Raw genomic sequence first — 24424 nt, 5'->3', positions numbered from 1 at the left:
CGCGGCGGGAAGAAAGACGGAGAATACCGATGCAGATCATCACTCCCGGGATGCGGCTGGTTCCAGAAGCCGTGCTCGCCAACAACGCCGCGCTTTTTCGCGCGATACCGGAGACACCATCTCATGCGGACAGGTCTCGGCATCGCGTGGTCATCGTCGGCGGCGGTGCCGGCGGGTTGGAACTGGCAACGCGCCTCGGCCGCAAATTCGGCAAGCGGCGTCTTTCCGTTACGCTTGTCGACCGCAATCGCACGCACATCTGGAAGCCGCTTCTGCACGAGGTCGCCTCGGGCGCACTGAGCGCGTCGAATGATGCGGTGGAATACATTGGCCATGCCAGTCGCCATCACTATCGATACCGGATTGGCGACGTCGTCGGCATCGACCGCGCCAAGCGGCAGATCTTTGTTGCGCCAAGCTTCGACGACGAAGGCAGGCAGATCATACCGCCGCGCGTGCTGGGCTACGACACGCTGGTGCTGGCCGTCGGCAGCGTCAGCAACGATTTCGACACGCCAGGGGCGGCCCGCCACGCAATCGCACTCGATACGGCTACCCAGGCCGTTCGATTCAACAAGCGCATGATAGACGCCTGCCTGAGGGCCAACGCTCAATACGAGCAGCTGTCGCCGAGCCAACTCCATTGCGTCATCGTTGGCGCTGGAGCCACCGGCGTCGAACTGGCGGCCGAGTTGCACAGGTCGATGCGGGAGATAGCGTCGCACAACCTCGACAACATTGATTTCAAAAGACTTATCCGCATCACCCTCGTCGAGGCCGGGCCACGAATCCTTCCGGCCTTGCCCGAGCACCTGGCGCGCGCCTCGGCGCATCTGCTTCGTGATCTCGGCGTTCAGATACGGTGCGGGATCAAGGTCACCGAAGTGACGGAGGGCGGTGTCAGTCTCGGCGAGAAGCTATTCGTGCCGGCCGAACTCGTCGTCTGGTCTGCGGGGATCAAGGCGCCGGATTTCCTTAAGAAACTCGATGGCCTCGAGACAGACCGCATCAACCGCCTGGTCGTGGATGAGACCCTGCAAGCGCTAGGGGATGAAAACGTGTTTGCGATCGGCGACTGCGCGAGTTGTGTCCTCCCCGGCAGCGAAGCTCCCTTGCCGCCGCGCGCCCAGACGGCCCATCAGCAGGCCGATCATATGGTCAAGGTGATCGCGGCGCGCCTCGAAGGGCAGGTGGCGCCGGCGTTCCGTTACCGCGACTACGGTTCCCTGGTTTCACTGGCCGATTACGGCACCTTCGGCAACCTGATCGGCGGATTGAAGGTTGAGGGTCTGCTTGCCCGGTTGATGTATCGCTCGCTCTACAAGATGCATCTCAAGGCAGTGCACGGGACCTTCAAGACCGTGCTGGACACGGTCACCGGAATCCTGTCGCACCGCACCAAACCGCGGGTCAAATTGCATTGAATCTCGATAGGCCGGGACGGTGGAGAATTTGATGTCGCGATCCTTGGTGGCGGTATGGCTGTGAAGGTCGCTAGACCTGCTGCCGGCCTGTCGGAGGCAAAAGTCGAGGCGCGCGATCTCGGCAGCAGCTGTCCCAACCAGACCGGACGTAACAACTCGAGCGGAAATAACGAACAGAAGGTGAATCCGTGCAGTTTCGATGCACGCAAGGCATCGACTCCATGCAAGAAAAGCATGGCCGTGCCCGTGGGGCTTCAATGATAGGCTGTATGCAATTGCGAAAGTGCAGAAATGGACGCCGACGACCAGGCAATGACGTTTGAACAGTCCGTGCAGGCTGCCATCGAACTCGACGCACCTCTCAACGACCGGCTGGCGGTGATTGCCGGTGCCGTGCGCCGACTAAACTCGGATTTTGCGGATGCGGTGGACCGCCTGGTGACGCGCCTAGGGCAGCAAGGGGCTGGATCCATGGCGCCGACTCCCGGCGATATCATGCCGGGATTCCTGCTGCCCGATGACGAGGGGAGACTGATTGGCCTGGGCGACATCCTCTCCCAAGGTCCGGCCGTGATCACCTTTCAGCGCGGGCACTGGTGTCCATATTGCCGGTTGAATGCGATTGGCATCGTTGAAGCTCAGGAGGAGATTACCACTTTGGGCGGCCAGATTGTGGCGATTATGCCGGAGCGGCGCAGGTTCGCGAAGGCGATGAAGGCAGCTGTGGGCGCCAAGTTTCCATTCCTCACCGACATGGATAATGGCTATGCCCTCTCGCTCAACCTTGCGATTTGGATCGGGGCCGAGATGGAGCGGTTGATGGGCGTTGCCTATGACATCCCAAACTTTCAAGGCAACTCCAGCTGGTTCCTGCCGATCCCCGCGACCTTCGTCGTCGGCACGGACGGCATCATCACCGACCGCTTCGTTGATCCGGACTACCGCCGGCGGATGGACATTGAAGACTTGATCGGGGCGCTTAGGCGGGCTCACTGACGCCAAAGGTCGACCAGTCGGTCGATCGCAACAGGTTTAGCAGCGTCGTTGCCACTGGGGAACGGTGGCGGCCGGCGACTGCATAGACGGCAACGACCCGCGAGATGTCCAAGTCGCGGAGCTTTAGCCTACGGACGTTTGGCGAGCGTGGCGCAGTCACCGAGACAAAACCAACGCCGGCGTTTGCTTCCAGTAGCGCCAAGAGATCATGATCGGTCTCGACCTCATGCGCGGACCGTGGCGTCAGTCCATTTGCCGACAGGCAGCGTGACAGCTCCTCGCTCGTTTCCCAGTCGATCCTGCTCAACACTGGCTCCGCGACAAGCTGGATCAGCGCGACATCGGCCTCGTTGCGGCGTGCAAGCGGATGATCGGAATTCACCACGAGCTCTATGCCTTCTTGGAACAGCGGCCAGGTGTCGAGCCGGTCCCATGCCGCCCCCAGCGGACCGGCAACGGCGAGTTCGACATCGCCGTTCTTCAGCGCATCAATCACAGCGTTCGGCGAGCCGCGGTTGATCTTGAGATGCACGCCGGGATAGGCCCGGAAAAGCTCCGTAAACGGCGAGACCAGAAGTGCGATGTTGACGCTGTTGGAAATGGTGACATTAAGCGGGGCCACGTCGCTGCTTTGCACCGCCTTGGCGAGCGATTTAGCGGAAGTGGCAGCATCGTAACACTGCTGCAGCAAGGGCAGCATGCGTCGGCCAAGCTCGGTCAGATGGGAATGTTGGCGCTCGCGCCGAAGCAGCTCACCGCCCAATTCGTCTTCGAGGGTCTTGATTGCGCGCGTCAGAGCCGGCTGCGTGACATTGCACTCTTCCGCTGCTCTGGTGAAATTAAGCGTGTTGGACAGGGCCAGAAAATAGCGAACCTGCTGCATCTCCATGAATTTCCGCCCCCTCAGCGAAATCCGATTCGTCAGGCGTAGCTAGCTTCTATCTATGCTAGCGCAACAGGACGCTAAGGCAAAGGCGGAGGGCTTGCGGAGGCGAAACGGTGCAATCGGGCTCTGAAGTGCCGCCGGCTTTGGCCGGCGGGTTGTCGGGCACTTGGCACATCCTCGCCTGGATTCCAGCTTTGAAGTTCCGAAGGTCGTGCTCAGCTGTGCAGAGGTCTCGTAACAACGAGACCTCCCTTCCAGGCAAGCTGAGGTCGCAAAGAGTCACTTGAGATTGCACGTCTAAGCCGTGTGGTGACAACCCAAGGAGTGGGAGCCGGAGTCGATTTCTGGACGCCCCGGGTTCGGAACTGCGCTGCGGATGGCCAACGCATGGAAAAGGAGTGCCTGTCAGTTCAGGGTTCTACCGTTCCCTGCCGCGCTGCCCAGTCGAACGGGTAAAGGCAATAGAAATAGCCGGTACGCTCGGTGGCGATGTATTTCAGGTGGGTGCCGTTTGGCAGCCAGACGATATCGCCGGGATTGCACTCATGGCGACCGTCGTCCAGTTCGATCGTCAAGGTGCCCTCGTGGATGAACAGCACCTCGTCGTAGGTCACGGTCCAGTCGATCGAGGCGTTCTCGAGATACTCGATGCCGCCGCCCATGGTCCGACTGATATCGGCATTGATGACGCGGGCAATCGAGGATGTGCCGGTCGGTGTGATGGACGGCTTCAGGGTCAATTCGCTGTGCTTGAAGATCTTGGCCTTGGACACCGTTTATCCTTTCCTTGCGCGGAGGTTGGCTTTCGAAGGGGTGACGCCGGACGGGGCCAGTCCCGCGAGCCATCTGGTCAAGAGGTCGGGTTTTCGGCCGGCATGTTCGAGATCGTCGCGCCGCCGCACCGCGCCACGAACGAAATGCGCGCCGACGAAACGGAATGGTTCGGGTGGGAAGCCTCGCGTCACCGGACGCACGAGCGCCGAATGGGTTAGTTCGGATTCGCCTGCGGTCAACAGGGTGGTCAGGATCTTGCCGCCGAGATAGGCCATCGTCGTACCGTTGCCTGAAAAGCCGTAGCCGTAAATGATGTCGCGGTTAGAGGGCAGGGCGCCGAACAGCGGCACGCCGCTGACGGTCCGGTCGATGGGTCCGTTCCACGATGTATCGAGCGGAAAGCCGGCGAGCGCCGGGTGACCGTCCCGCAACACGCGGCGCATGTCGGCAACCCGTGGCGATTGGCCATGAAATCGCTGGTCGACGATGCCGCCGAGGCCGATGACGCCGCCACTGACGCCAACAGACAGCCGGCCATCGCGGGTCGGCGACCAACCGCCAACGAAGACGCGGGAATCGATCATCAGCGGCGCGCGGCGGTAGCCGACCTTGTCGAGAAGGTCTGGAATGCGCTTCGACATGGCGTCGTCGCTGGAGATGTTGAAGATTGCCGGCGCAAGTTCGGGAATGGCGCCGGACCATGCATTCATGGCAAGCACGATCTTGCCACAGGACACAGTTCCTCTCGCCGTTTCCACCTTGAGCTTGCCGCCGCGTGAAAAACGCGTCATCGGCGATTTCTCGTAGATGCGCACGCCGCGCTTCAGTGCTGCCCGGCGCAGGCCGCGCACCAGGTAGCCGGGGTGCACGGTTGCCGACGACGCATCGAACGCGCCGCCGAAGTGGCTCGTCGTGCCGGCCATCGCTGCGATCTCCTCGCGCGAAACTCGTCGCGCCGGCACGTAGCCATGCGCCGCCAGCTTGTTCAACGCGTCGTCCCAGGCGCCAAGCTGGGCTTCGCACGTCGCACCCCCAGATCCAGCCGATGCGATCAAACCAGCTGTCTATTCCCTCGGCCTTGCAGAAAGCCTCGATGCCGCCGATTGCGGCTTCGGATGCCTTGATGATCGAAAGTGCATCGTTTCCGTCGCGCAGCGCGGCGAGCGCGCTGTATTTCGTCCATGCCGAGAGCACCATGCCGGAGTTGCGGCCGCTCGGGCCACCGCCGCAAATGTCGCGCTCGACGATGACAACATCGAAGGCGGGATTGTGCTCCTTGAGGCGTATGGCGGTCCACAGGCCCAGATAGCCGCCGCCGACGATGCAGATGTCAGCCTGGGTCGCCTCTTCGAGCGGAGGCGCAAGGTCTGGGTCCTCGGGCAGGGCCTGCCGCAGCCAATGGCTTCGCCAGACGATGTCCTTTTCCGTCAGTTGCATCACGATGCGCCTCTGGCTGATAGGCGGCGCTCCACGAGCCTGACCCAAAGGCTCGCGCCAATCGGCAGGATTGCGTCGTTGAAATCGTAGTTGGTGTCGTGAGCCGCAGCCTGGTGCGCATCGTCGGCCTGGCCGAGCAGGAAATAGCAGCCGGGCCGCTGTTCCAGCATGTAGCAGAAATCTTCAGAACCCATCTCGGGAGGCGGATCGATGACGAGACTTGCCGGTCCCATCACCTCGTTCACAATTGCGATCATCGCGTCGGCTTGCGCCGCAGTGTTTATCGTCGGTGCGAAGGGCGTTTCGTAGCGGATGTCGACGTCGGCGCCAAAAGCTTCAGCTTCGTTTTTCGCGATGCGGCGGATTGCCGTCTCCAGCGTCTTTTGAACCTGATGGTCAAAGGTGCGCACGGTGCCGGTCAGAAACGCCGTATCGGGGATGGTGTTGAAGGCTTCGCCGGCGCGCAGGCTGCCAACGGTGACGATTGCGGAAGAATGCACATCGGTGACGCGGCCGGGCAGGGCTTCGATTGCCAGCAGGATGCGCGCGGCGATGGGGAGTGGATTGATCGCCAGATGCGGCATCGCCGCATGGCCGCCCCTTCCGTGGACGACGATCTCGAAGCGATCGGCCGCCGCGGCCACCGTTCCGCGGTGGACGGCGATCTCGCCGAGCGGCCGTTCGCAATTGTGCAGCGCGTAGACTTCATCGCAGGGGAAACGCTCGAAAAGGCCCTCGTTCAGCATGGCAAGCGCCCCACCTCGACCCTCCTCGGCCGGCTGGAAGATGAAATGCACCGTGCCGGCGAAGTCGGGCGAGCGAACAAGCGCCGAGGCTGCGCCGAGCAGCATAGTGGTATGGCCGTCATGGCCGCAGCCATGCATCCGCCCGGGGGTGCGGGACGCATGCGCCAGCGGCCGTGCCTCTGTCATCGGCAGGGCATCCATGTCGGCGCGGATGCCAAGGCTCCGACCAGCGCCGAGCCTGCCCCTGAGCGTCCCGACTACACCTGTGCGTCCGACGCCTTCGGTCGTCTCGATGCCCCACGCGCGCAGTTTGTCCGCCACGAAATGGGCCGTCTCGAACTCTTCGAAACCGAGTTCGGGATTGGCATGGAGATGCCGCCGCCATGCCGTCATCTCGGTCTCGAGTTGCTGCACCGACGGAACCAGTTTCATGCCGATGCCTTTGCGCGGAGAGCTTGCGAGCGGCTCTGCAGGATGGCGATGACCCCAAGCAGGATCGCCGAGAAAGCGATCAGCAGCACGGCGACGGCCGCGATGGCAGGGCTGATGGACTCGCGCAACCCGGAGAATATCATGCGGGGCAAGGTTCGCTCCGCGCCCGTCGAGAGGAAGCTTGCGACGACGACTTCGTCGAAAGAAATGATGAAGGCGATGATGGCCCCTGTAACGACGCCCGGCGCTATCAGCGGCAGCACCACCTTGAAGAAGGTGCGCATGGCGCCGGCGCCCAGCGATGCCGCCGCACGAACCAGCGTCCGGTCGAAGGTCGAAAGGCTGGCGACGACGGTGGTCAGCATCACAGGCACGGCCATCGCCGTGTGCACCAGAATGATCGATAGCTTGCTGCCAACGAGTCCCAGCGTGGCGAAGAATGAAAAGGCCGCGACGCCGACGATGACGACCGGCGTCACCAAAGGCGCGGCGATGATCGCGTAGAGGATACGTTTCCCGGCAAAATCACCCCAGGCGAGCCCGATCGCCGCAGGTATGCCGAGCAGCAAAGCCAGAACCGTGGTGGATAGCCCGATGACGACCGAGTTCCACAGCGCGTTCGGCCAGCGCTCGTCGACCCACAGCTCGGCATACCAGCGCAACGACCAGCCCGGCGTTGGAAATGCCAGCGAATTGCTCGAGGTCAGTGACATGGGGACCACGATCAGCAGGGGCAGGATGATGAAAGCCAGCAACGTCGCCGCATAGGCATACATCAGCCATTTCCGGAAGCGGTCGGCGCTCATGCGACATGCGCCTTGCTGCGGAAGAGGACGGATGCCGTCCAGAACAGGAACGCAAACAACACGAGGATCATGAGCAGTTGCAGGGAAAGCGCTGCGCCCATGCCCCAGTTCAGCGTGCTGTTGGTGTAGAAGGCTATGTAGCTGGAGATCATCTGGTCCGTCGGCCCGCCGACAAGCGTCGGGGTGATGTAATAGCCGAGCGCGAAGACAAAAACGATCGCCCCGCCGGACAGGATCCCGGGCAGGATCAACGGCAACTGCACGCGGCGCCACGCCGTGAGCCACGGGGCACCCAACGACAGCGCCGCGCGCATGTAGGTGGTCGGAACCCGCCGCATGACGGCGACGACGGAGAGGACCATCATGGGCAGCAGAACCTGAACCATCGCCAGGTACAGCGAAAAGCGGGTGTAGATGAGGTCGAGGGGTTCGCTGACGATACCCAATCCGAGCAGTGTGGAATTCACGGGACCGTTCTTCTGCAGCACGATGATCCAGATGACGGTGCGCACCAGCAGCGATGTCCAGAGCGGAAACAGGATCAGCGCGAACATCAGCTTCGACCAGGCAGGCGGCGCGCTGACGATCGCCTGCGCCAGCGGCACGGCGAGCACCGCGCAGATGACCGTCACCACGATGCTGATCCAGATCGTACGCAGCAGCGCGTCGACGAAGATGGCGCGGTCGGCCGAAACGGCTTCGATCGAATTGTCCGCGCCGCGCTTCAGGTCGAGGCTCGCAAGCAGATAATAGTCCGTTCGCGCGCTTTGCTGACGCGCTATGACCTGCCAGAGATCGATGTTTTTCCAGCCGGCCTGTTTGGCGAGCACCTCGTCGCGCACGGGGCGCATGCCGAGCTTGCCGTCGGCCGCATCCTTTGCCGTCTTGATGACGAGGAAACGGCTACCGACAACGCGCTGGTTCACGAGTTGCGCCAGGACGCCTTCCTTCCCGGCGCGCCGCGCGTCGGCCAGGTCCTCGACGAGTGCTGCAAAGACGGGTTCGCCAGGCAGGCCGCTCTCTGCTTTCCAGCCGGCCAGAGCGGCAATGGTGCGCGGCAGGTTGTTCGAGAAATCCGAGTTGTCGACGGCCAGAGCGAGGAAGCGCGCCACCGGCCACAGAAACAGAATGACGACGAATAATATAAGCGGAGCCGTCAACAGGGCGAGCATGCCGCCCCGTTGGCGCCGCTTCATAGCCGGTTTTGTCCCGACCAACATGCCCAAGTTACTTCGCGAGCCAGGCCTTGAAGCGTTCTTCCAACGCTTCCTTGTGCTCGGTCCAGAAGTCGTTGTCATAGGCGGCGCCGTACTGGAGGTGCTCCGGCGACGTCGGCAGGTTGGCCTTCCAGTCCGCGGGAATGAGGTCGGCGGCTTCCTTGCGGCCGGTGCCATAGGCATAGAGCTTGGAGAAGCCGGCCTGGTTTTCAGGGATGGAAAACCACTTGAGGAGATCCAGCCCGCCCTGCTGGTGTGGTGCGCCCTTCACCACGGCCCAGTAGTCGGTGCCGTAGAAGAAGCCGGCGTCCCACGCGATGGCGTAGGGCTTCTTCTCGTTGATGGCTTCGTTGGTGATGCGTGCATTGAACGCGTCGCTGAGCGTCACTTCGCCGCTGTCGAGGTTCTGGATGCCCTGCGTCGTGGTGGACCACCAGACGACGTTCGGCTTGATCTTGTCGAGCATGGCGAAAGCCCGGTCGACACCTTCCGGCGTGGCCAGCACCTTGTACATGTCCTCGCGTTTCACGCCGTCGGCCATGAGCGCATTTTCCAGCGTGAACTGCGCTTGCTGGTAGAGGCCGCGCTTTCCTGGAAATTTCTCGACGTTCCAGAAGTCCGCCCAGCTCTTTGGCGCGGCGTCGCCCTTATAGACATCCGTGTTGTAGGCAAGAACCGTTGCCCATGTGTCGGACGCGACACCGCATTCGTGCAGGGTTCCTGGGAGATAGTTCGCTGCGTCGCCTGTGATCTCGGGTGTCAGCGGGACGAACAGGCCTTCGGCGCAGCCGACTTCCATGGCGGGCGCTTCCACCGAGACGACGTCGTAAGTAATGTTGCCCGCTTGCACCTGGGCACGCACCTTGGCGACCTCGCCGCCCCACTCTTCCATGACGATCGGGACGCCCGTCTTTTCGGTGTACTTGTCCCAGACTCCATCCTTGTAGGCCTTGTCCCATGTACCACCCCAGCCGACCACCGTGACGGGATCGGCCGCGGACGCGGCAAAAGTCGAGGTCGCGAGGCAGATCGCGGCGGCAGATACGGCTTGCAGATAAGTCTTCATTGCAGTTCCCCTTTCTTATCGTTGTAGATTTGATCAAATTTCAAACGCAAAATGGATTGATTAGCAACAGGAATTTGCGATAGGGTGCAAAAAAGTTAAAAAGATAAGGGGATTTGATCGAATGCTGCAAGGCACTAGAGACGTGCGCGCCAATGTCAGTCTCGCTGCTGTTCTGGACGAGGCGCGACAGTGTTTCGCTGACGCCAACCCGAACAGCCTGGCGCGTCAGAACGAGGCCGCGGCATTCTTGCCGGGCGGCAATACGAGGGCTGTACTTTGGTACCCGCCATTCCCTGTTTCGTTCGTCTCCGGCGAGGGCTGCAGGGTCACCGATCTCGACGGCCATACCTATGTCGACTTGGTCTCGGAATACAGCGCCGGCTTCTACGGCCACTCCGACAAGGCGATTTCGGCGGCCCTTGTGGACGTCATACAGGGCGGCATCATGCTGGGTGCACCCAACCGCTACGAGGCGCGCCTGGCAGCGGCGGTGGTCGAGCGTTTTCCAGCCATCGAGCGCGTGCGCTTCTGCAACTCGGGCACCGAGGCGAACATCATGGCGATTTCCGCCGCTCGCGCCATCACGAAGCGTTCGAAGATACTCGCCTTCCGGGAAGGCTATCACGGCGGCGTACTGACTTTTGCGCATGGCGGCTCACCGCTCAATTTGCCTTTCCCCTTTGTCTTCGCCGACTACAACGATAGTGCAGGCGCCGTGGCGCTCATCAAGGAACAGGGCGACGACCTTGCCGCCGTCATCGTCGAACCGATGATGGGCGGTGGCGGCTGCATCCCGGCGACCTGCGAGTTCCTGCAAGCGCTGCGCACAGCGACGAAGGAGACCGGCGCGCTGCTGATCTTCGACGAGGTCATGACCTCGCGCCTCGACTATCGAGCGCTCCATGGCGCGCATGAAATTTTTCCCGATTTCGTGACGCTCGGAAAGTACATCGGCGGCGGTGCGAGTTTTGGCGCATTCGGTGGACGCGCCGACCTCGTCGACCGCTTCGATCCGGCTTTGCCTGATGCGTTCTCGCATGGCGGGACGTTCAACAACAATATTCTCAGCATGGCTGCTGGTTTCACCGGTCTGACGCAGGTGCTGACGCGAGAGGCGAGCCGCGCCATCAATGCGCGCGGCGATCGCTTGCGTGAAGCGATGAACGTCTCACTTGAACGACATGCCGTCGAGGGCATCGTCATAGGGCGCGGGTCGTTGATGAACCTGCATTTCGTCAGGGGGCCGGTGGACACGCCGGCGCGGCTCGACGATGCCGATCCATCGGTGATTGCGCTTTGGCATATCGAGATGCTGTTGCGAGGGTACTACGTGACGCCGCGCGGCATGCTGGCGTTGTCACTGCCATTTGGCGACGCCGAACTCGACGGCTTCGCCGCCGCATTCGACGATTTCCTGTCGAGCAACCTCAAAATACTGCCCCGCCGGACAAACTGATGCTTGATCGCAAGGATGCCACCGCCGGCTCGGCCGCGCAAAAGACAGCTCATGTTCGTGTCCATACGGGCTTGAAGGAAGCACTGATGAACGGTGACTTCCTGCCCGGCCAAAGACTGGTCGTGCGACAGCTTGCCGAACAGTACCGGACCAGCGCCATGCCGGTGCGCGAGGCCTTGCGGCAACTCGTCAGCGACGAGGCGATGTTCGACCACCCAAACCGGGGCGTCATCGTCCCCGAGGCCACGGTGGCGCGTATTTCGGATCTCGTGCGTGTGCGCTGCAGCGTCGAAGGGACGGCGGCCGAATGGGCTGCGACGACCATCACGCCCGAAGAACTCGATGAATTGGCGAAGCTGAACAGCCTGATGCGCGAGTGCGTCGAGAGCAACGTCATGGCTAACTATCTCGGCCTGAACAGGCGGTTCCATTTCACGATGTACCATGCCGCGCGGTCACCTCTCATCCAGCAGATCATCGAGAAATTGTGGCTGCAGGCAGGACCGTTCTTGAACATCGTCCGCTCGGACGTGACCTACGGCCTGGGCCTGGACCATCACGACGAAATGCTCGCGGCGCTGCGTCGCGCCGATGGCGCGGCTGCGCGCAAGGCCCTGGTGGCCGATCTGCGCGAGGCCGCCGACATCATTCTTCGCGCCGCGGCGGCGGCTGAGGTGCAGCCTGCTCGAAAGCGCCCGACTTCGGTGCGCCGTGATCCGAAGGCGCAGGCGCGGTGATGGGCGGATCTCCGCGTGGGCCGGTTCACGTCGAGTTTCGCGGCGTCAGCAAGCGCTACGGGCATGCGGTCCAGGCGGTGCGCCAGCTCGACCTGGAAATCATGCGCGGCGAATTCCTGACGCTGCTAGGCCCTTCCGGGTCCGGCAAGACGACGGCGTTGATGATGCTGGCAGGATTCGAAGATACGACCGAGGGCGAAATTCTCATTGACGGTCAGCGCATCGACAACGTTCCCGCCAATTGTCGCGGCATCGGCATGGTGTTCCAGAACTACGCGCTTTTCCCGCACATGACGGTCGCCGAAAATCTGGCTTTCCCGCTCGAGGTCCGCAAACTTGGCCGCGAGGAGGTCAGGCGACGTGTCGGGAACGTTCTCGACATGGTCCAGTTGCCCGAATTCGGCAATCGGCGGCCAGCGCAGCTTTCGGGCGGGCAGCAACAACGTGTGGCGGTTGCCCGCGCCCTAATTTTCGAACCAAATCTTGTCTTGATGGACGAACCGCTTGGCGCCCTCGACAAGCAGCTGCGCGAGCAGATGCAGTTCGAGATCAAGGATATTCACGCCCGGCTGGGCGTGACCTTCGTCTACGTCACGCACGACCAGACCGAAGCGCTAACCATGTCGGACCGGATCGCGGTGTTCAGCGCCGGCCGCATCGAGCAACTGTCGACGCCGCGCGAACTGTACGAGCGTCCCGCGGCGAGCTTTGTCGCAAGCTTCATCGGTGAGAACAACCGCATGTTCGGCGCCGTGCTGGCCGGGAGCGAGGATGGCGGCGTATCCGTCCGTCTCGACGACGGCGACGTTGTGTTGAACGCCATGTCCTGCGGCGCTGCGCTTGCCGCGGGCACCAAGATAACGCTGTCGATAAGGCCCGAGCGCCTGTCCGTTCTGCAGGACGGCGTCACGGCACTCAACGAGATCCCGTCGACGGTCGTTCAGTCAATCTATGTCGGCGATCATGTCCGGCTCATCGCCGCGACCGCGAGCGGCCAGAAACTCATCGTCAAGCTAGCCACTTCATCGTCTCAACCGAAGCTCGATCCGGGTACGGCGATCCGGCTGGGTTGTGGCCGCGAGGATTGCCTCGCGCTCGATCGATAACAACAAAAGGCAGACAAGGGAGGCTCCAGCTATGAAGAAATCGCCGAAAGTCGTCATCACCTGTGCGGTCACCGGATCGATCCACACGCCGACCATGAGTCCCTATTTGCCGATAACGCCGAGCGAGATCGTCGATGCCGCTGTCGGCGCAGCCGAAGCTGGCGCCTCGGTAATCCATCTACATGCCCGCGACCCCGAGACGGGCAAACCCACCCCCGATCCCAGGCTTTTCATGGACTTCCTGCCCCGCATCAAGCAGCAAACCAACGCAGTGATGAACATCTCCACCGGCGGCGGCCTCAAGATGACGCTCGACGAACGTCTCGAAGCCGCCCATGCCGCCAAGCCCGAACTCTGCTCGCTCAACATGGGATCGATGAATTTCGCCCTGCACCACATCGCGCCGAAATACACCGACTGGAAGTACGACTGGGAGAAGGGCTACCTGGAAGACACGAAGAAGGGCATCGTCTCCAACACGTTCGAGCAGATCGAGCGCATCATCCTCGAGGTTGGCCAGGCCTACGGCACCAAGTTCGAGTTCGAGTGCTATGACGTCAGTCACCTCTACACGCTGGCGCACTTTCTCGACCGCAAGCTGCTGAAGCCGCCGCTTTTCGTCCAGACGATCTTCGGGCTTCTGGGCGGAATCGGCGCCGACGCCGAAGACATGATGCACATGCGCAGGACGGCGGACAGGCTGTTCGGAGACGACTATCTCTGGTCGATCCTTGCCGCCGGCAAGCACCAGATGAACCTCTGCACGATGGGTGCGATCATGGGTGGCAATGTGCGTGTCGGGCTGGAAGACAGTCTCTATATCGGCAAGGGCGCGCTTGCCAAGAGCAATGCCGAGCAGGTCGCCAAGATCAAGCGCATCCTTGGCGAACTGTCGCTTGAAATCGCAACCCCCGACGAAGCCCGCCAGTTGCTGGATCTCAAGGGCGGAAACGAGGTCGGGTTTTGACGCCCCCGATTGAAACTTATGTCGGCGTCGTCCATCCTTGGATGTGTGACGCGATGGGCCATCTCAACGTCCGTCACTACGTCGCTATGTTCGACGACGCCAGTTTCCAGCTGCTCGGCAGGATCGCCGATCCCCGTTTGACGCCGACGCTCGGCTGGGCGGATGTGAGGATGGAGATCGACTACGTGCACGAAACCGAGGTGGGAACTCTGGTCACCGTTCGCACCGTTATAGAAAAGCTTGGGAAGTCGTCGCTGACCTATCTGCATGAAATGCGCGGCACGCTGGACGATGTGCTGCATGCACGCATGCGCACCGTAACGGTGCGCTTCGATCTTCAAGCGCGGAGCAAGATCGAGATCGAAGGCAAGGCCCGACAAGCGAGCGCAAATCTCCCGAGGGGTGAAGCCGATGCGCATGGGTGACGGCGAGAATGTCTTGAGCGAGATGCGGTAGGTCGCGGAAGGCTTCTACTCGCCATAGGAAGGGCAAAATATAGCCGCAATTGCACAGACACCGCATTGGGCGGCCGACACAATCGGGCCGTTGCGTACGATAGCGGGGTTGAATTGGTAGCGGGACATTCGCAAGGGCGCTCTTTTGCTATCGTCAGCCAGCGTGACGGCAATTCGGTATCGAGTGTCACGACGTTGAAAAACAAGACTCGTCGCAATGATGGACGGGGCAGATACGTCTATCAGATGGTTGTCGGAAGGCGTGTGCAAAAATCGCACACGAAAGTTCTGCTTCTCTACTTTTTTCGTTCCCACGACGGAGCTGCCGATAGCCCTTTCGGACGTTCTTCTGCCGACGATTTGGCCGCTCCCTATCGTCCCCAGGATACCCTATGCCGGTACTTTCGAGAAATCGCAGGGTTCCCACAACCCAATCATATCGCGTCGCCAAGCAGTCGGCCTCGAAACAATATTGATACGCCGGGCACGATCCAGGTCAACACGCAGCCCTTGTCTGGCCGAAACACCGCAGGCCGCCGTGCGTCTGTAGGGGGCGGAAACGGTCAAATGGGCATGCCCTCCCGCCGCAGAGACGCTGCCGCCTGAGGGGGAAAGCAGCCGGGCCAGGCTGGAAAGAGTTCCGCTCCAGCCCAGCCATACCCAGCATTATCCGCATCGCACCGGTGCGCAAGCGGCTGCCGATGGTTATTCCGAAGCCTGACCCCAAGCCCTGCCGAAACAGCACATCGCGAGGCCAGGGGGCAGGGGCAAACCCGACCGAAAAGCCCACCACTTTGCGCTAGAATCCATTAGCGCACGGAACCGATCCTTGGCACCCTTGTTATCGAACGGAAGGGACATTGCTTTGTCATTTGGAGATGAACGATGAAACGGCTTCTTTTTGCTACTACCATGATGGCTCTTTCCACCGGGCTTGCTTTAGCCGGGACGACAGGGACAACAGGGACGACGTCGAGTGGTTCCTCCACTACAACCACAACGATGCCGACGACAGATAGCAACACGGATTCGACCACAACGAAGTCGACAAACTCGAACTCTGCGAAGGACTGTGCGCCTGGCCAGCAGAGTGGCAGTGCGAAGCAGGCGGCTCCTGGTCAGCAGGATGACACAAGCGCCAAGTCCGCCGCCCCTGGGCAGATGAAAACGACTGCCGAAGGTTGCTAATTGTGCCGACCGGCCGGCAGCGATTGGTGTGGATGCCTCCCGCTGCCGACCGACGGCAACGATCGGGTCAGCGCCGCCTTTCGAAAGCTGCGGTTTTTTACTTATGAACCTCTCACGGCGTCTATCCTGCGATCCGCAGTTGGATTTCTTCAAAGATCCTAACCCAGCTGCGAACGCCCTTTCGTAGACGTCGCGTATCGTAGTGTTCGTCTGGCGCATGGATGAAGTCACCGGGCAAGATGAAGCCGATGACGACGCACTCAACGCCAAGAACCTCGCTTAGTTGGTGGACTAAGGGTATCGCACCACCTGTCCCTCTCAGAATGGCAGGTGTTTCCCACTCGCGTTCCAGTCCGTGCGCAGCGGCAGCTACGAAAGGGCTGTCGTGCGAAAGGACTACCGCCGGACTGCCGTCATCACCCTCAAATTCCACAGTGCAACCCTTCGGAAGCTTCGATTCAACGTAGGCCCTGAACCCGGCACGGATCTTCCCCGGTTCCTGTGCATCGACGAGCCGGAAGCTGAGACGTGCTGTTGCACTTCCAGGCAAGACTGACCGTCCGCCCGGTCCTTGATTGCCTCCCGTGATGCCGTTCATGTCGACGGTGGGGCGTGCCCACATTGCTTCCAGCGTGGTATATCCTTCTTCCGTTATGCCGCCGCTCAGGTTGACCTCTTCAAACCGGCCTGCGTCTTGTTCGAGCCCCCGCCATCGCCGACGCAGATTATCCGGAATCTCGCGAACTCCGTCGTAAAACCCCTCAATGCGCACTCGCCCAGCTTTGTCATGAATGTCTGTCAGAATGTTGCTCAGTATGCGGATGGGGTTCGCGGCCACGGCACCGTAGTGGCCTGAATGAAGATCGGGATTGGGCGCCAAGATGGTCACTCGCTCGTGGACCAGCCCCTTGAGTCGTGTCGTGATGGCTGGCTGGGTGGGCGACCACATCTCTGCATCGCAGATGAACGCGACGTCGCATTGAAGATCATGCCGATGCGCTTCGATGAAGGCAGGCAAACTTGCCGAACCCGACTCCTCTTCCCCTTCCAGCATCACGATGATGTCGGCTGGAAAACTGCACTCGATACTTTTCCATGCACGGAGAGCCTCGATGAACGTCCAGAGCTGGCTTTTGCTGTCCGATGCACCTCGGCCGTAAAAGCGATGAGCGCCATCTTCTTCCTCGATCACGCGCGGCTCAAACGGCGAATGCGTCCATTGTTTCAAGTCGCCGACCGGTTGCACATCGTAGTGTCCGTAAAACAGCAAACGTGGGCGCTCGATCATGGAGCCTGCGGGAGAACTGGCGAGGACAACCGGGTGACCGTTGGTCTGGATGATCTCCGCGGAAAGCCCGATCGCTGACAACTCCGACTTGAGCCAGTGAGCCGCGCGACGAATTTCTGGTTCGCCCGAAATCTCGTTCGAAACCGACGGGATAGAGATTAACTCCAGAAGTTTGCGGACTGAAACCTCAAAATTGTCGTCAATGTCACGGAGCACATTTTCCACATCCGGCATGTTGATCACCTTAAGTGCGCAAAAATTTTTATCGCGGACGCCGTCAGACGCAGCGGACGACCTTGAGAGATCCTTCGCTCGCGCTTTTCGTTCCCGTTGATCCCATGCTTGTTGTCAGGAGGCGCTCGATATCGCCCCAGAGCTCGCCTTCGTCCTCCAGGCCGATACTCAGGCGCAATGTTGCGTCGGGCCCCTGGCCATGACGTCGCGCTTCGGAAGCCGTCGATGGACAGGCGCTGGATGCACTCCAACACCAAGAGATGCAAAGTCCTCGGTTGGCCCTTGGGGTGTAACAACGAATTGGATGAGAGCGCCTTTCCAAACCACTGTGAACGCTGTACGGATTTCGATCGAAAAGGACGCGAATTTTCCGCACATCTATTCGCGTGAGTTATTGAATTGAAGTGGCGGCATCGATGAATTTTCGGCAGGTTGAGGTCTTCCGGGTAGTGATGACCAACGGTACCACGGCCCGCGCGGCTGACGTTTTGCATGTGTCCCAGCCAGCGGTCAGCAAGATGATCCAAGAGCTGGAACGCTCGCTTGGTTTCGATCTCTTCCAGCGGATCAAGGGTAGACTCCACCCTACTCCCGAGGGACAGCTTTTCTTCCGCGAGGTCGAACAGGCTTTTGTTGGCCTCAGCCATCTCAGGGGGGCGGCCGCCCGCATTCGAGACTACGGCTCCGGCGAACTCAGGATCGCTTGTCTTTCGGCGCTCTCGACCAATGTTCTTCCGCGCGCCCTTCGCGCCTTTATGGATCGAAATCCGAACATCGCCGTCACCTTCCAGACGCGCATGTCCTCTAATGTGCGCGACCTCGTCGCTTCCGGCCAGTTCGACCTCGGGATTGTCGCTGACGAGATCGATCGCACGGGTGTTGAGGTGAGCGAGTTTGCGCAGTTTCCAGTAGCCGTGGCGGTGCCCAAGGGACATCCACTCGAGTCCTTGGACATCATCCGCCCAATCGATCTTGCCGGCTGTCCATTTATCGCTCTCGCCCCGGAAGACACGACCCGACGCGACGCCGAGCACGTTCTCAAGGAAGCCGGCGTCGCGGTGCGAACTGTGATGGAAACGCCCTATTCGACAACGATCTGTGCGATGGTGGCTGCTGGTGTCGGCGTCGGCCTTGTCGATCCTTTGACCGCACAGCCGTATGAGGGCCGCGGGCTGACCTTGCGGCCGTTCGAGCCCGCACTTTACTTTCGAACCCTCTTGATCAGGCCGCCCAATCGTCTCCCCTCTCGTATTATTGCGGAGTTCCTCGAGGATTTGCGAGCCGCGATCTGAAATGGTCGAACACACTCGTGCGTCAGGTTGCTTCCGGATGAGTGGATCTGCATCGGCTCTTGCCTGCTCCGATGACCAGTCCTTTACGTGAAGAGTTCCCTCCATCACACTTCCACGGCTCACATCCCGCTCCACGAAACCCTGCAACCCACCTTTCACCAACACGCTTCCCGGCTGAGATGCATCCAACTAGTTGATGAAGAGAAGCGGCGTGCCGTTGCGAGTATCGGCTGCTCAAGCTTGAAAGTATTCCCACCACTCGTCCATCGACTGCATCATGGGAAGGACGCACAGGTTCGTCCAATGGTAAGATTTAGGCCTCCTATTCCGTCAGGTTATTGGGTGGCCGGCGGCTGAGAAAGCGTCGCCTCACCGGGATGCGCGATCACGACCTCCTACACGGGCTCGGCGCTCGACAATGGAAGGCACACCAACGGTGCCCCATCGTAGCTCACAATTGGCTCGGGCCGCACGCAAGGTCTTCTGGATGACCTCGAATTGCGTCTCTCAAGCTGTTGCGAACAGGTCTCGAAATGATGCCTTCTGCTAAGTGCAGCACTCGCATGCATCGCATGCTCTTGTTGCGACGGCAAAGCGCCGAATGGCGGACTTGAAGCCGACCCGCGCTCCAGAGAACTCCGTAGGCCCATAACCTAAGAGAATAGCAGCGCCATTTGTTGCTATTGGACGGGATACATCCCCGCATGTCAACAATGGCGTCATTAACGGAGACGGGATCGAATGCATGATGACACAAGATCGGTGGCGAGGTTCGCGGTGAGCCTGGAAGGCTATGACAGCCTGACCGTTCCGATACATCGCGCCTCGACAATCCGGTATCCGGATGCCGCGTCCTTCGCCGCCCGGTTCGAGCGCAGTGCTGATGGATATGTTTACGGGCTCTATGGAACGCCCACTCATCGGTACTTGGAGAAGAAGATCACCGAACTGGAAGAGGGCGCCCGCACACTGCTGGTGCCTTCCGGTCAAGCTGCTGTCGCTTGTTCCATGCTGGCCCTTGTTGCCGCACACGAGAAAGTACTCATACCCGACACCGTGTATGGCCCCGTGCGCGATTTTGCCACCCATGAGTTGGCGTCGCTTGGCATTGAGGCCGTCTTCTACGATCCCGTCGACTTGCGCGCACTGGATTCCCTGATTGATGCGCGCACGCGCCTCGTCTGGACAGAGTCTCCAGGGTCAATAACGCTGGAGATGCAAGACATTCCGGCGATTGTCCTGATAGCTCACGCCAAAGGCGCACTCGTCGGGTGCGATAACACATGGGCTTCTCCCCTCAATTTCAGGCCGATCCGCCATGGCGTGGATATTGTTGCGGAAGCTCTCAGCAAACATTTCTCCGGTCACTCCGACCTGGTCTTGGGCTCGATCACCACAAGGGACGACGCCTTGGGCCTGAAAATCAAAGCCTCTCTTGGAAGACTGGGCATCGGCACGTCGCCTGACGACTGTGTGCTTCTGGCTCGCGGACTGGAGACCTTGGCAATACGCCTCGCAAGATCCGACACATCCGGCCTTCGCATCGCGGCTTGGCTAGCCGAACATCCATGCGTGGAAACGGTGATCCACCCTGCGCTGCCTGGCAGCCCTGGCCACGAAATCTGGAAGCGAGATTTCAGCGGCTCCTGCGGTGTCTTCACGTTCATACTGAAGGAACAGTATGCGGGCCAAGCATTCGCTGCATTGGACGCCTTACAGATAATTTCCATTGGCGCTTCTTGGGGAGGAACCAAGAGCCTGATCGCGCCATCAACCGTGAAGGCACTGCGAACGGTTCGGCCTTGGACGGGTCCGGACTATCTCTTTCGCTTGAATGTCGGGCTTGAACACCCTGACGATCTTGAGGAAGATTTGCAGCGCTTCTTCGCGGTGTTGATCGACGGCGAGAGAAATGAACCGCGCAGCGCCGTCCACGGCTAGTTGTTTCCGGTCGTCGACGTGACTCATGGAGAGAGGGGAGAAAGCTGGTGCGCCCGGACTTTCTCCGCAGGCATGACAACGCGATCGAGGCGAGACCGGAGCCAGCAGGCCGCTCCCCATTTGCGATCCATTCTGGAAGCGCACAGTTCCTGTCGGTCACGCCGCCTTCAAATCGGTGCCGAAATGACACGCGAACTGACGTCCGCGGCCACCACTCTTCATCTCAGGAGGGGTCTGCGAACAAATGCTCTGCGCAATCGGACATCGCGAGTGGAACCGGCAACCGGAGGGAGGATTGATCGGGCTGGGGATTTCGCCCGCCAGCGTGACAAGTCCCCGTTCAGCGGCAACACGAGGATCCGATTGCAGAACCGAAGGTAACAGAGCCCGGGTGTAAGGGTGCTGAGGTGTCCGATAGACCTCCTCGCTCGTACCCTCCTCGACGATTTTCCCGAGATACATCACATAGAGCCGCGTCACGGCCTGTCGAACCAGCGCTAGGTCGTGAGCAATGAAAAGCATCGCCACCCCCAGATCACGCTGCAGCTCCAAGAAAAGATTCATGACTTGAGCCCGGATTGACAGGTCAAGAGCGGACACAGGCTCATCGCATATCAACACCTTCGGTTCGACCGCCAAGGCCCTGGCGATTGCGACCCGCTGCCTTTGTCCACCCGACAGTTCGCGAGGAAACCGGCTATTCATTTGGGAGGGTAACCCAACCTGATCGAGCAACTTGCCGACCTTGGTGTCGATTTGCTTGGCCGAAACCTTGCCGGCAATGACAAGTGCCTCGGCCAGGGTCTCACCGACGGTCTGACGTTCGGAGAGGCTGGCATAGGGATCTTGAAAGATGTACTGGATTGTACGTCGCCGATCTCGTAGCGCGCGCCCCCGGAGGGTTGAAAGATCGGTGCCGTCCAGCACTACGCTGCCATGCTGATGATTCTCGAGACCAACTATGGTTCGTCCGAGAGAGGATTTGCCGCACCCGGATTCGCCGACAAGTCCAACGATCTCGCCGGCATTTAGGTGAACTGAAACGTTATCGACAGCGGTGATCCATTTGTCCCGTTCCCCGCTTTTATAGCGGGTGGTCAGGTCCTTTACCTCGAGGATGCTTTTCACTGTCCCTACCTCAGTTGCTCGTATTTTACAGTGCACGCCATCGAAACAGATGATTGCGGAATGGAGTGCAGTTGGGGCCGGCCGTTGAGACAAACCGGCTGGGTAAATGCGCACCGCTCGGCGAATGCGCATGCCTCCAGAGGCGCTCCCATGCTCGGCGGAAGCCCGGCAATTCCCCTGAAGGGTGACCCGGAAGGATCTTCCTCTCTTGGAATCGCGTCGACCAAACCACAGGTATAAGGATGGGAGGGTGACACTAGTACGTCCGCTACGGGGCCGTACTCCACAATACGTCCCGCATACATCACGGCGACCTGATGCGCGATGGCGGCAACGACGCCCATATCGTGCGTGATCAGCACGATACCCATGTTCAATCTTTTCTGAAGGCTTTGCAGGAGCTTGAGTATTTGCGCCTGGATCGTCACGTCCAGCGCCGTTGTCGGCTCGTCCGCGATTAGCAGAGGCGGCTCGCTCGCAACCGCAATCGCAATCATGACGCGCTGTCGTAGACCCCCCGACAGTTCATGAGGATATTGTCTCATGCGCTGGACTGGGTCCGACATTCCTACCAGGGAGAGCAATTCCTCAGCGCGCTTCTCAGCTTGCCGGGTGGTCAAGCCTAGCTGCTTTTGCGCCACCTCCGCGATCTGTCGGCCCACCCGCCTGACCGGATTCAGGGCGCTCATCGGATCTTGGAAAATCACTCCAACCGATTTCCCACGAACATGGCGCAGGCTGGAAGGCGGCAAGGCTGCAATATTAGTACCGGCGATGTTGAATGAACCGCTGATCTGGACCGCCAGCCCAACTGGCATAAGGTCGAGTGGCGCGAAGTTCATCACAGTCTTGCCGGAGCCGCTCTCGCCGACAATGGCTAGCGTCTCTCCCCTGCGCACGCTGTAGCTGACCCGGTCAACAGGCCTAAGTGCACCATTCTTGGTGAAGAGATCGACACTGAGGTCTCTTACCTCCAGAACTTTATCTGTGCTCATGTCGCAATCCGCTTTTTCGGATCTTCGATTGGTGCTCGTTCCCATGAGGCAGCGACAAGCCGGCCGCGCCGCAAAACCGAACGTCGCAAGTCGCGCGGCACACGGTTCAGTGCAATCGCTTCGCCAAGCAAGTTGAAGCTGACGACGACTCCTGTGATCGCAAAGCCGGGAAGCAATACCATCCACGGATTGAGATCGAGGTACGGCAACGCATCAACGAGCATCTGCCCCCACTCCGGAGTGGGCGGTTGTATGCCCAGTCCGAGAAACGAAAGAGTCGCAATTGATAGTGCAATCCCTCCTGCATCCGCTGAAACATAGACCAGCACCATTCCTAGCGTTGATGGAAGCAGATGACGGAAATAGATTCGCAGCGGGCTGGCCCCAAGAACCCGGAGTGCTTCGATATGCGGCCGGTTCAATATCCCGATCGCCACGCCGCGGGCGACGCGAGTGGAACCTGCCCAGAACGCCAGGATCAGCGCCAGCACCATGTTCCAGTAGCCCGTTCCGAGCATGCCGATGATTGCGAGAGCTATGATGAGCGACGGAAGCGCCATGAAGAGTTCCACGAAGCGCATCAGGATCTCTTCGGTCCGCCCTTTGACGAAGCCGGCGAAAGTACCCAGCGTGACTCCGATAAGGAGCTTGAAAGTCACGACAATGGTCATTGCGACGACTGTTGTTCGAGCCGATACAATCAAGCGCGAGAAGACATCGCGGCCGATATGGTCCGTCCCGAGCCAATGATCGGCTGAGGGACCGGCGAAGCGAGCAGTAAGATCCTGTAGGTTGGGGTCGTGGGGGACCAGCCACGGACCGAATGCTCCTAGAAAGAGAAACAGACCTACCCCAATCAGCGCGGACTTTGGAAAGTTGCTGAACGCCTCTCCAACGGAATGCCAAAAGCGCTTCATGCCACCTGCCTCCGCAGCTTAGGGTCCGCCGCAATCATCAGCAAGTCGGCTATCAGGTTCACCAGCGAGACATACAGTACAAACGCCAGGAGACAGGCCTGCATGACCATGAAATCTCTGGTGCGAACGCCTGATACAAAGAGCTCGCCTATGCCGTGAAGGGCGAAAAGCGGTTCGACGATGATCGCTCCGATAGTCATCGAGCCGATCATGTTGCCCAGCGCGCTGACATATGCGGGAACTGCATTGGGTAAGGCATCGCGGAGCATGATATGCAGGACCGAGAACCCCTTCGCGCGCGCCGTCAGGGCATAAGGCCGTGTCATCGCTTCGGAAATGCCGATCCGGAGCACACGAGAAAGCACAGCAGCGGAAGGCGCCGCCATCGCGATTGATGGGAGTACCCAACTCAAAATGGAGCTGTCGCCAAACGAAGGCAACCATCGCAAATTGACGGCGAAAATCAGGATCAGAACTGCGCCTCCGAAAAACACTGGTGTCGACGCGCCTAGCAGAGCCATGAGCCGCACTATGTGGTCGGGGAAACGTCCTGGCCAAGCCGCACCGATCAGTCCCATCGCTGCCGACAAGACTATCGTCACGATGCTCCCCCCGAGAATGAGTTTCATCGTGGTCGGAACCCTGTCTCTGATGGCGTTGCCGACATCTTCGCCTGTTATATAGGCAATGCCGAAGTCACCTTGAGCGACGCCTTGCAACCAGTGCCAATAGCGAACAGGAACAGGATCGTTCAGCCCGAGCTCCTGCGCGACCTGGTCTACCATAGCCTTGGATGCGCCCGGAAAGCGCAGCTCGGCGATGAGCTGCGCGACATTTCCCGGGGCAGCCACGACGAGCCCGAAACACAATACTGACGCCATCAGCAGCAGCAGTGCTGAGTTTCGCAATCGGCGCCTCAGATAAATAAACATGAAC

General features: G+C 60.3%; 21 protein-coding genes. 9 read left to right on the top strand and 12 right to left on the bottom strand.

Annotated features, from left to right (window positions below; genetic code table 11):
- Nucleotides 1–29 precede the first annotated feature (29 nt).
- Both X771_RS163410 and X771_RS163415 read left to right on the top strand, forming a co-directional pair.
- The gene (locus tag X771_RS163410; RefSeq protein WP_023686284.1) at nucleotides 30–1424 is read left to right on the top strand and encodes an NAD(P)/FAD-dependent oxidoreductase; all 1395 of its coding nucleotides are present in this window, start codon (nucleotides 30–32) and stop codon (nucleotides 1422–1424) included.
- 291 nt (nucleotides 1425–1715) lie between these two features.
- Nucleotides 1716–2420, top strand: a complete 705-nt coding sequence (locus X771_RS163415) for a peroxiredoxin-like family protein (RefSeq protein ID WP_023686283.1) — start codon at nucleotides 1716–1718, stop codon at nucleotides 2418–2420.
- On the opposite strand, the gene X771_RS163420 is transcribed toward X771_RS163415, so the two are convergent.
- The 7 genes from X771_RS163420 to X771_RS163445 all read right to left on the bottom strand — a co-directional run bounded on the left by X771_RS163420 (nucleotide 2404) and on the right by X771_RS163445 (nucleotide 9784).
- On the bottom strand, nucleotides 2404–3309 hold the full coding sequence (locus X771_RS163420) for a LysR family transcriptional regulator (protein ID WP_023686282.1): 906 nt from the start codon (nucleotides 3307–3309) through the stop codon (nucleotides 2404–2406). The genes X771_RS163415 and X771_RS163420 overlap by 17 nt on opposite strands.
- A 407-nt stretch (nucleotides 3310–3716) precedes the next feature.
- Nucleotides 3717–4079: an AraC family ligand binding domain-containing protein gene (locus X771_RS163425; RefSeq protein WP_023683363.1), complete on the bottom strand. Its 363-nt coding sequence runs from the start codon at nucleotides 4077–4079 to the stop codon at nucleotides 3717–3719.
- A 3-nt stretch (nucleotides 4080–4082) separates the two neighbouring features.
- Complete coding sequence (locus tag X771_RS1000000166220) at nucleotides 4083–5135, bottom strand: FAD-binding oxidoreductase (RefSeq protein WP_280941096.1); 1053 nt, start codon at nucleotides 5133–5135, stop codon at nucleotides 4083–4085.
- A 381-nt stretch (nucleotides 5136–5516) separates the two neighbouring features.
- Nucleotides 5517–6695, bottom strand: coding sequence for a M20 aminoacylase family protein (locus X771_RS163430; protein WP_023686281.1), 1179 nt, complete (start codon nucleotides 6693–6695; stop codon nucleotides 5517–5519).
- Complete coding sequence (locus tag X771_RS163435) at nucleotides 6692–7501, bottom strand: ABC transporter permease (RefSeq protein WP_023683360.1); 810 nt, start codon at nucleotides 7499–7501, stop codon at nucleotides 6692–6694. Before X771_RS163435 ends, X771_RS163430 begins: the two co-directional genes overlap by 4 nt.
- Complete coding sequence (locus X771_RS163440; RefSeq protein WP_023686279.1) at nucleotides 7498–8697, bottom strand: ABC transporter permease; 1200 nt, start codon at nucleotides 8695–8697, stop codon at nucleotides 7498–7500. The genes X771_RS163435 and X771_RS163440 overlap by 4 nt, the downstream gene beginning before the upstream one ends.
- A gap of 31 nt (nucleotides 8698–8728) precedes the next feature.
- Nucleotides 8729–9784 (bottom strand): ABC transporter substrate-binding protein, encoded by a 1056-nt coding sequence (locus tag X771_RS163445; protein WP_023686278.1) that lies wholly within the window; start codon nucleotides 9782–9784, stop codon nucleotides 8729–8731.
- 121 nt (nucleotides 9785–9905) lie between these two features.
- On the opposite strand from X771_RS163445, the gene X771_RS163450 reads away from it, so the two are divergent.
- From X771_RS163450 to X771_RS163465, 5 genes are read left to right on the top strand one after another with little or no spacing between them, the layout of a single operon-like run.
- On the top strand, nucleotides 9906–11240 hold the full coding sequence (locus X771_RS163450) for an aminotransferase class III-fold pyridoxal phosphate-dependent enzyme (RefSeq protein WP_023686277.1): 1335 nt from the start codon (nucleotides 9906–9908) through the stop codon (nucleotides 11238–11240).
- Nucleotides 11240–11977 carry a GntR family transcriptional regulator gene (locus tag X771_RS0133165; protein ID WP_023683356.1) on the top strand — a complete coding sequence of 246 codons (738 nt, stop codon included), beginning with the start codon at nucleotides 11240–11242 and terminating at the stop codon, nucleotides 11975–11977. Before X771_RS163450 ends, X771_RS0133165 begins: the two co-directional genes overlap by 1 nt.
- Nucleotides 11977–13083: an ABC transporter ATP-binding protein gene (locus X771_RS163455; RefSeq protein WP_023683355.1), complete on the top strand. Its 1107-nt coding sequence runs from the start codon at nucleotides 11977–11979 to the stop codon at nucleotides 13081–13083. Before X771_RS0133165 ends, X771_RS163455 begins: the two co-directional genes overlap by 1 nt.
- A 31-nt stretch (nucleotides 13084–13114) precedes the next feature.
- Entirely contained in the window at nucleotides 13115–14050 is a 936-nt protein-coding gene (locus X771_RS163460) for a 3-keto-5-aminohexanoate cleavage protein (protein ID WP_023683354.1), read from the top strand.
- Between the two features lie 41 nt (nucleotides 14051–14091).
- The gene (locus X771_RS163465; RefSeq protein WP_081731284.1) at nucleotides 14092–14475 is read left to right on the top strand and encodes an acyl-CoA thioesterase; all 384 of its coding nucleotides are present in this window, start codon (nucleotides 14092–14094) and stop codon (nucleotides 14473–14475) included.
- Between the two features lie 1339 nt (nucleotides 14476–15814).
- On the opposite strand, the gene X771_RS163470 is transcribed toward X771_RS163465, so the two are convergent.
- Entirely contained in the window at nucleotides 15815–17215 is a 1401-nt protein-coding gene (locus X771_RS163470) for a M20/M25/M40 family metallo-hydrolase (RefSeq protein ID WP_023686275.1), read from the bottom strand.
- A 416-nt stretch (nucleotides 17216–17631) separates the two neighbouring features.
- Between X771_RS163470 and X771_RS163475 the strand changes: the two genes are divergently transcribed.
- Both X771_RS163475 and X771_RS163480 read left to right on the top strand, forming a co-directional pair.
- Nucleotides 17632–18507: a LysR substrate-binding domain-containing protein gene (locus tag X771_RS163475; protein WP_023686274.1), complete on the top strand. Its 876-nt coding sequence runs from the start codon at nucleotides 17632–17634 to the stop codon at nucleotides 18505–18507.
- A gap of 741 nt (nucleotides 18508–19248) precedes the next feature.
- Nucleotides 19249–20448 (top strand): PLP-dependent transferase, encoded by a 1200-nt coding sequence (locus X771_RS163480; protein WP_023683349.1) that lies wholly within the window; start codon nucleotides 19249–19251, stop codon nucleotides 20446–20448.
- 156 nt (nucleotides 20449–20604) lie between these two features.
- Here X771_RS163480 and X771_RS0133160 read toward each other — a convergent pair whose 3' ends face one another.
- The 4 genes from X771_RS0133160 to X771_RS163495 are packed head-to-tail and all read right to left on the bottom strand — an operon-like array spanning nucleotide 20605 to nucleotide 24420.
- Nucleotides 20605–21576 (bottom strand): ABC transporter ATP-binding protein, encoded by a 972-nt coding sequence (locus X771_RS0133160; RefSeq protein WP_031202377.1) that lies wholly within the window; start codon nucleotides 21574–21576, stop codon nucleotides 20605–20607.
- A 5-nt stretch (nucleotides 21577–21581) separates the two neighbouring features.
- Nucleotides 21582–22571 carry an ABC transporter ATP-binding protein gene (locus X771_RS163485; RefSeq protein WP_023683346.1) on the bottom strand — a complete coding sequence of 330 codons (990 nt, stop codon included), beginning with the start codon at nucleotides 22569–22571 and terminating at the stop codon, nucleotides 21582–21584.
- The gene (locus X771_RS163490; protein ID WP_023683345.1) at nucleotides 22568–23488 is read right to left on the bottom strand and encodes an ABC transporter permease; all 921 of its coding nucleotides are present in this window, start codon (nucleotides 23486–23488) and stop codon (nucleotides 22568–22570) included. The genes X771_RS163485 and X771_RS163490 overlap by 4 nt, the downstream gene beginning before the upstream one ends.
- Nucleotides 23485–24420 carry an ABC transporter permease gene (locus X771_RS163495; protein ID WP_023683344.1) on the bottom strand — a complete coding sequence of 312 codons (936 nt, stop codon included), beginning with the start codon at nucleotides 24418–24420 and terminating at the stop codon, nucleotides 23485–23487. Before X771_RS163495 ends, X771_RS163490 begins: the two co-directional genes overlap by 4 nt.
- Between the last annotated feature and the right edge of the window lie 4 nt (nucleotides 24421–24424).

The organism is Mesorhizobium sp. LSJC269B00, assembly GCF_000502815.1.
Taxonomy (GTDB): Bacteria; Pseudomonadota; Alphaproteobacteria; order Rhizobiales; family Rhizobiaceae; genus Mesorhizobium.
The sequence above is the reverse complement of the archived record's forward strand: the minus strand, read 5'-3'. Positions and strand labels throughout refer to the sequence as shown.

Excerpts from the sequence above, each read along its gene's own strand:
- X771_RS163475 (WP_023686274.1), top strand. The coding sequence starts at position 17,632 with ATGAATTTTCGGCAGGTTGAGGTCTTCCGGGTAGTGATGACCAACGGT.
- X771_RS0133165 (WP_023683356.1), top strand. The coding sequence starts at position 11,240 with ATGCTTGATCGCAAGGATGCCACCGCCGGCTCGGCCGCGCAAAAGACA.
- X771_RS163465 (WP_081731284.1), top strand. The coding sequence starts at position 14,092 with ATGTGTGACGCGATGGGCCATCTCAACGTCCGTCACTACGTCGCTATG.
- X771_RS163470 (WP_023686275.1), bottom strand. The coding sequence starts at position 17,215 with ATGCCGGATGTGGAAAATGTGCTCCGTGACATTGACGACAATTTTGAG.
- X771_RS163420 (WP_023686282.1), bottom strand. The coding sequence starts at position 3,309 with ATGGAGATGCAGCAGGTTCGCTATTTTCTGGCCCTGTCCAACACGCTT.
- X771_RS163445 (WP_023686278.1), bottom strand. The coding sequence starts at position 9,784 with ATGAAGACTTATCTGCAAGCCGTATCTGCCGCCGCGATCTGCCTCGCG.
- X771_RS163450 (WP_023686277.1), top strand. The coding sequence starts at position 9,906 with ATGCTGCAAGGCACTAGAGACGTGCGCGCCAATGTCAGTCTCGCTGCT.
- X771_RS163460 (WP_023683354.1), top strand. The coding sequence starts at position 13,115 with ATGAAGAAATCGCCGAAAGTCGTCATCACCTGTGCGGTCACCGGATCG.
- X771_RS163485 (WP_023683346.1), bottom strand. The coding sequence starts at position 22,571 with ATGAGCACAGATAAAGTTCTGGAGGTAAGAGACCTCAGTGTCGATCTC.
- X771_RS163495 (WP_023683344.1), bottom strand. The coding sequence starts at position 24,420 with ATGTTTATTTATCTGAGGCGCCGATTGCGAAACTCAGCACTGCTGCTG.
- X771_RS163440 (WP_023686279.1), bottom strand. The coding sequence starts at position 8,697 with ATGAAGCGGCGCCAACGGGGCGGCATGCTCGCCCTGTTGACGGCTCCG.
- X771_RS163415 (WP_023686283.1), top strand. The coding sequence starts at position 1,716 with ATGGACGCCGACGACCAGGCAATGACGTTTGAACAGTCCGTGCAGGCT.
- X771_RS163480 (WP_023683349.1), top strand. The coding sequence starts at position 19,249 with ATGCATGATGACACAAGATCGGTGGCGAGGTTCGCGGTGAGCCTGGAA.
- X771_RS163430 (WP_023686281.1), bottom strand. The coding sequence starts at position 6,695 with ATGAAACTGGTTCCGTCGGTGCAGCAACTCGAGACCGAGATGACGGCA.
- X771_RS163410 (WP_023686284.1), top strand. The coding sequence starts at position 30 with ATGCAGATCATCACTCCCGGGATGCGGCTGGTTCCAGAAGCCGTGCTC.
- X771_RS163455 (WP_023683355.1), top strand. The coding sequence starts at position 11,977 with ATGGGCGGATCTCCGCGTGGGCCGGTTCACGTCGAGTTTCGCGGCGTC.
- X771_RS163435 (WP_023683360.1), bottom strand. The coding sequence starts at position 7,501 with ATGAGCGCCGACCGCTTCCGGAAATGGCTGATGTATGCCTATGCGGCG.
- X771_RS163490 (WP_023683345.1), bottom strand. The coding sequence starts at position 23,488 with ATGAAGCGCTTTTGGCATTCCGTTGGAGAGGCGTTCAGCAACTTTCCA.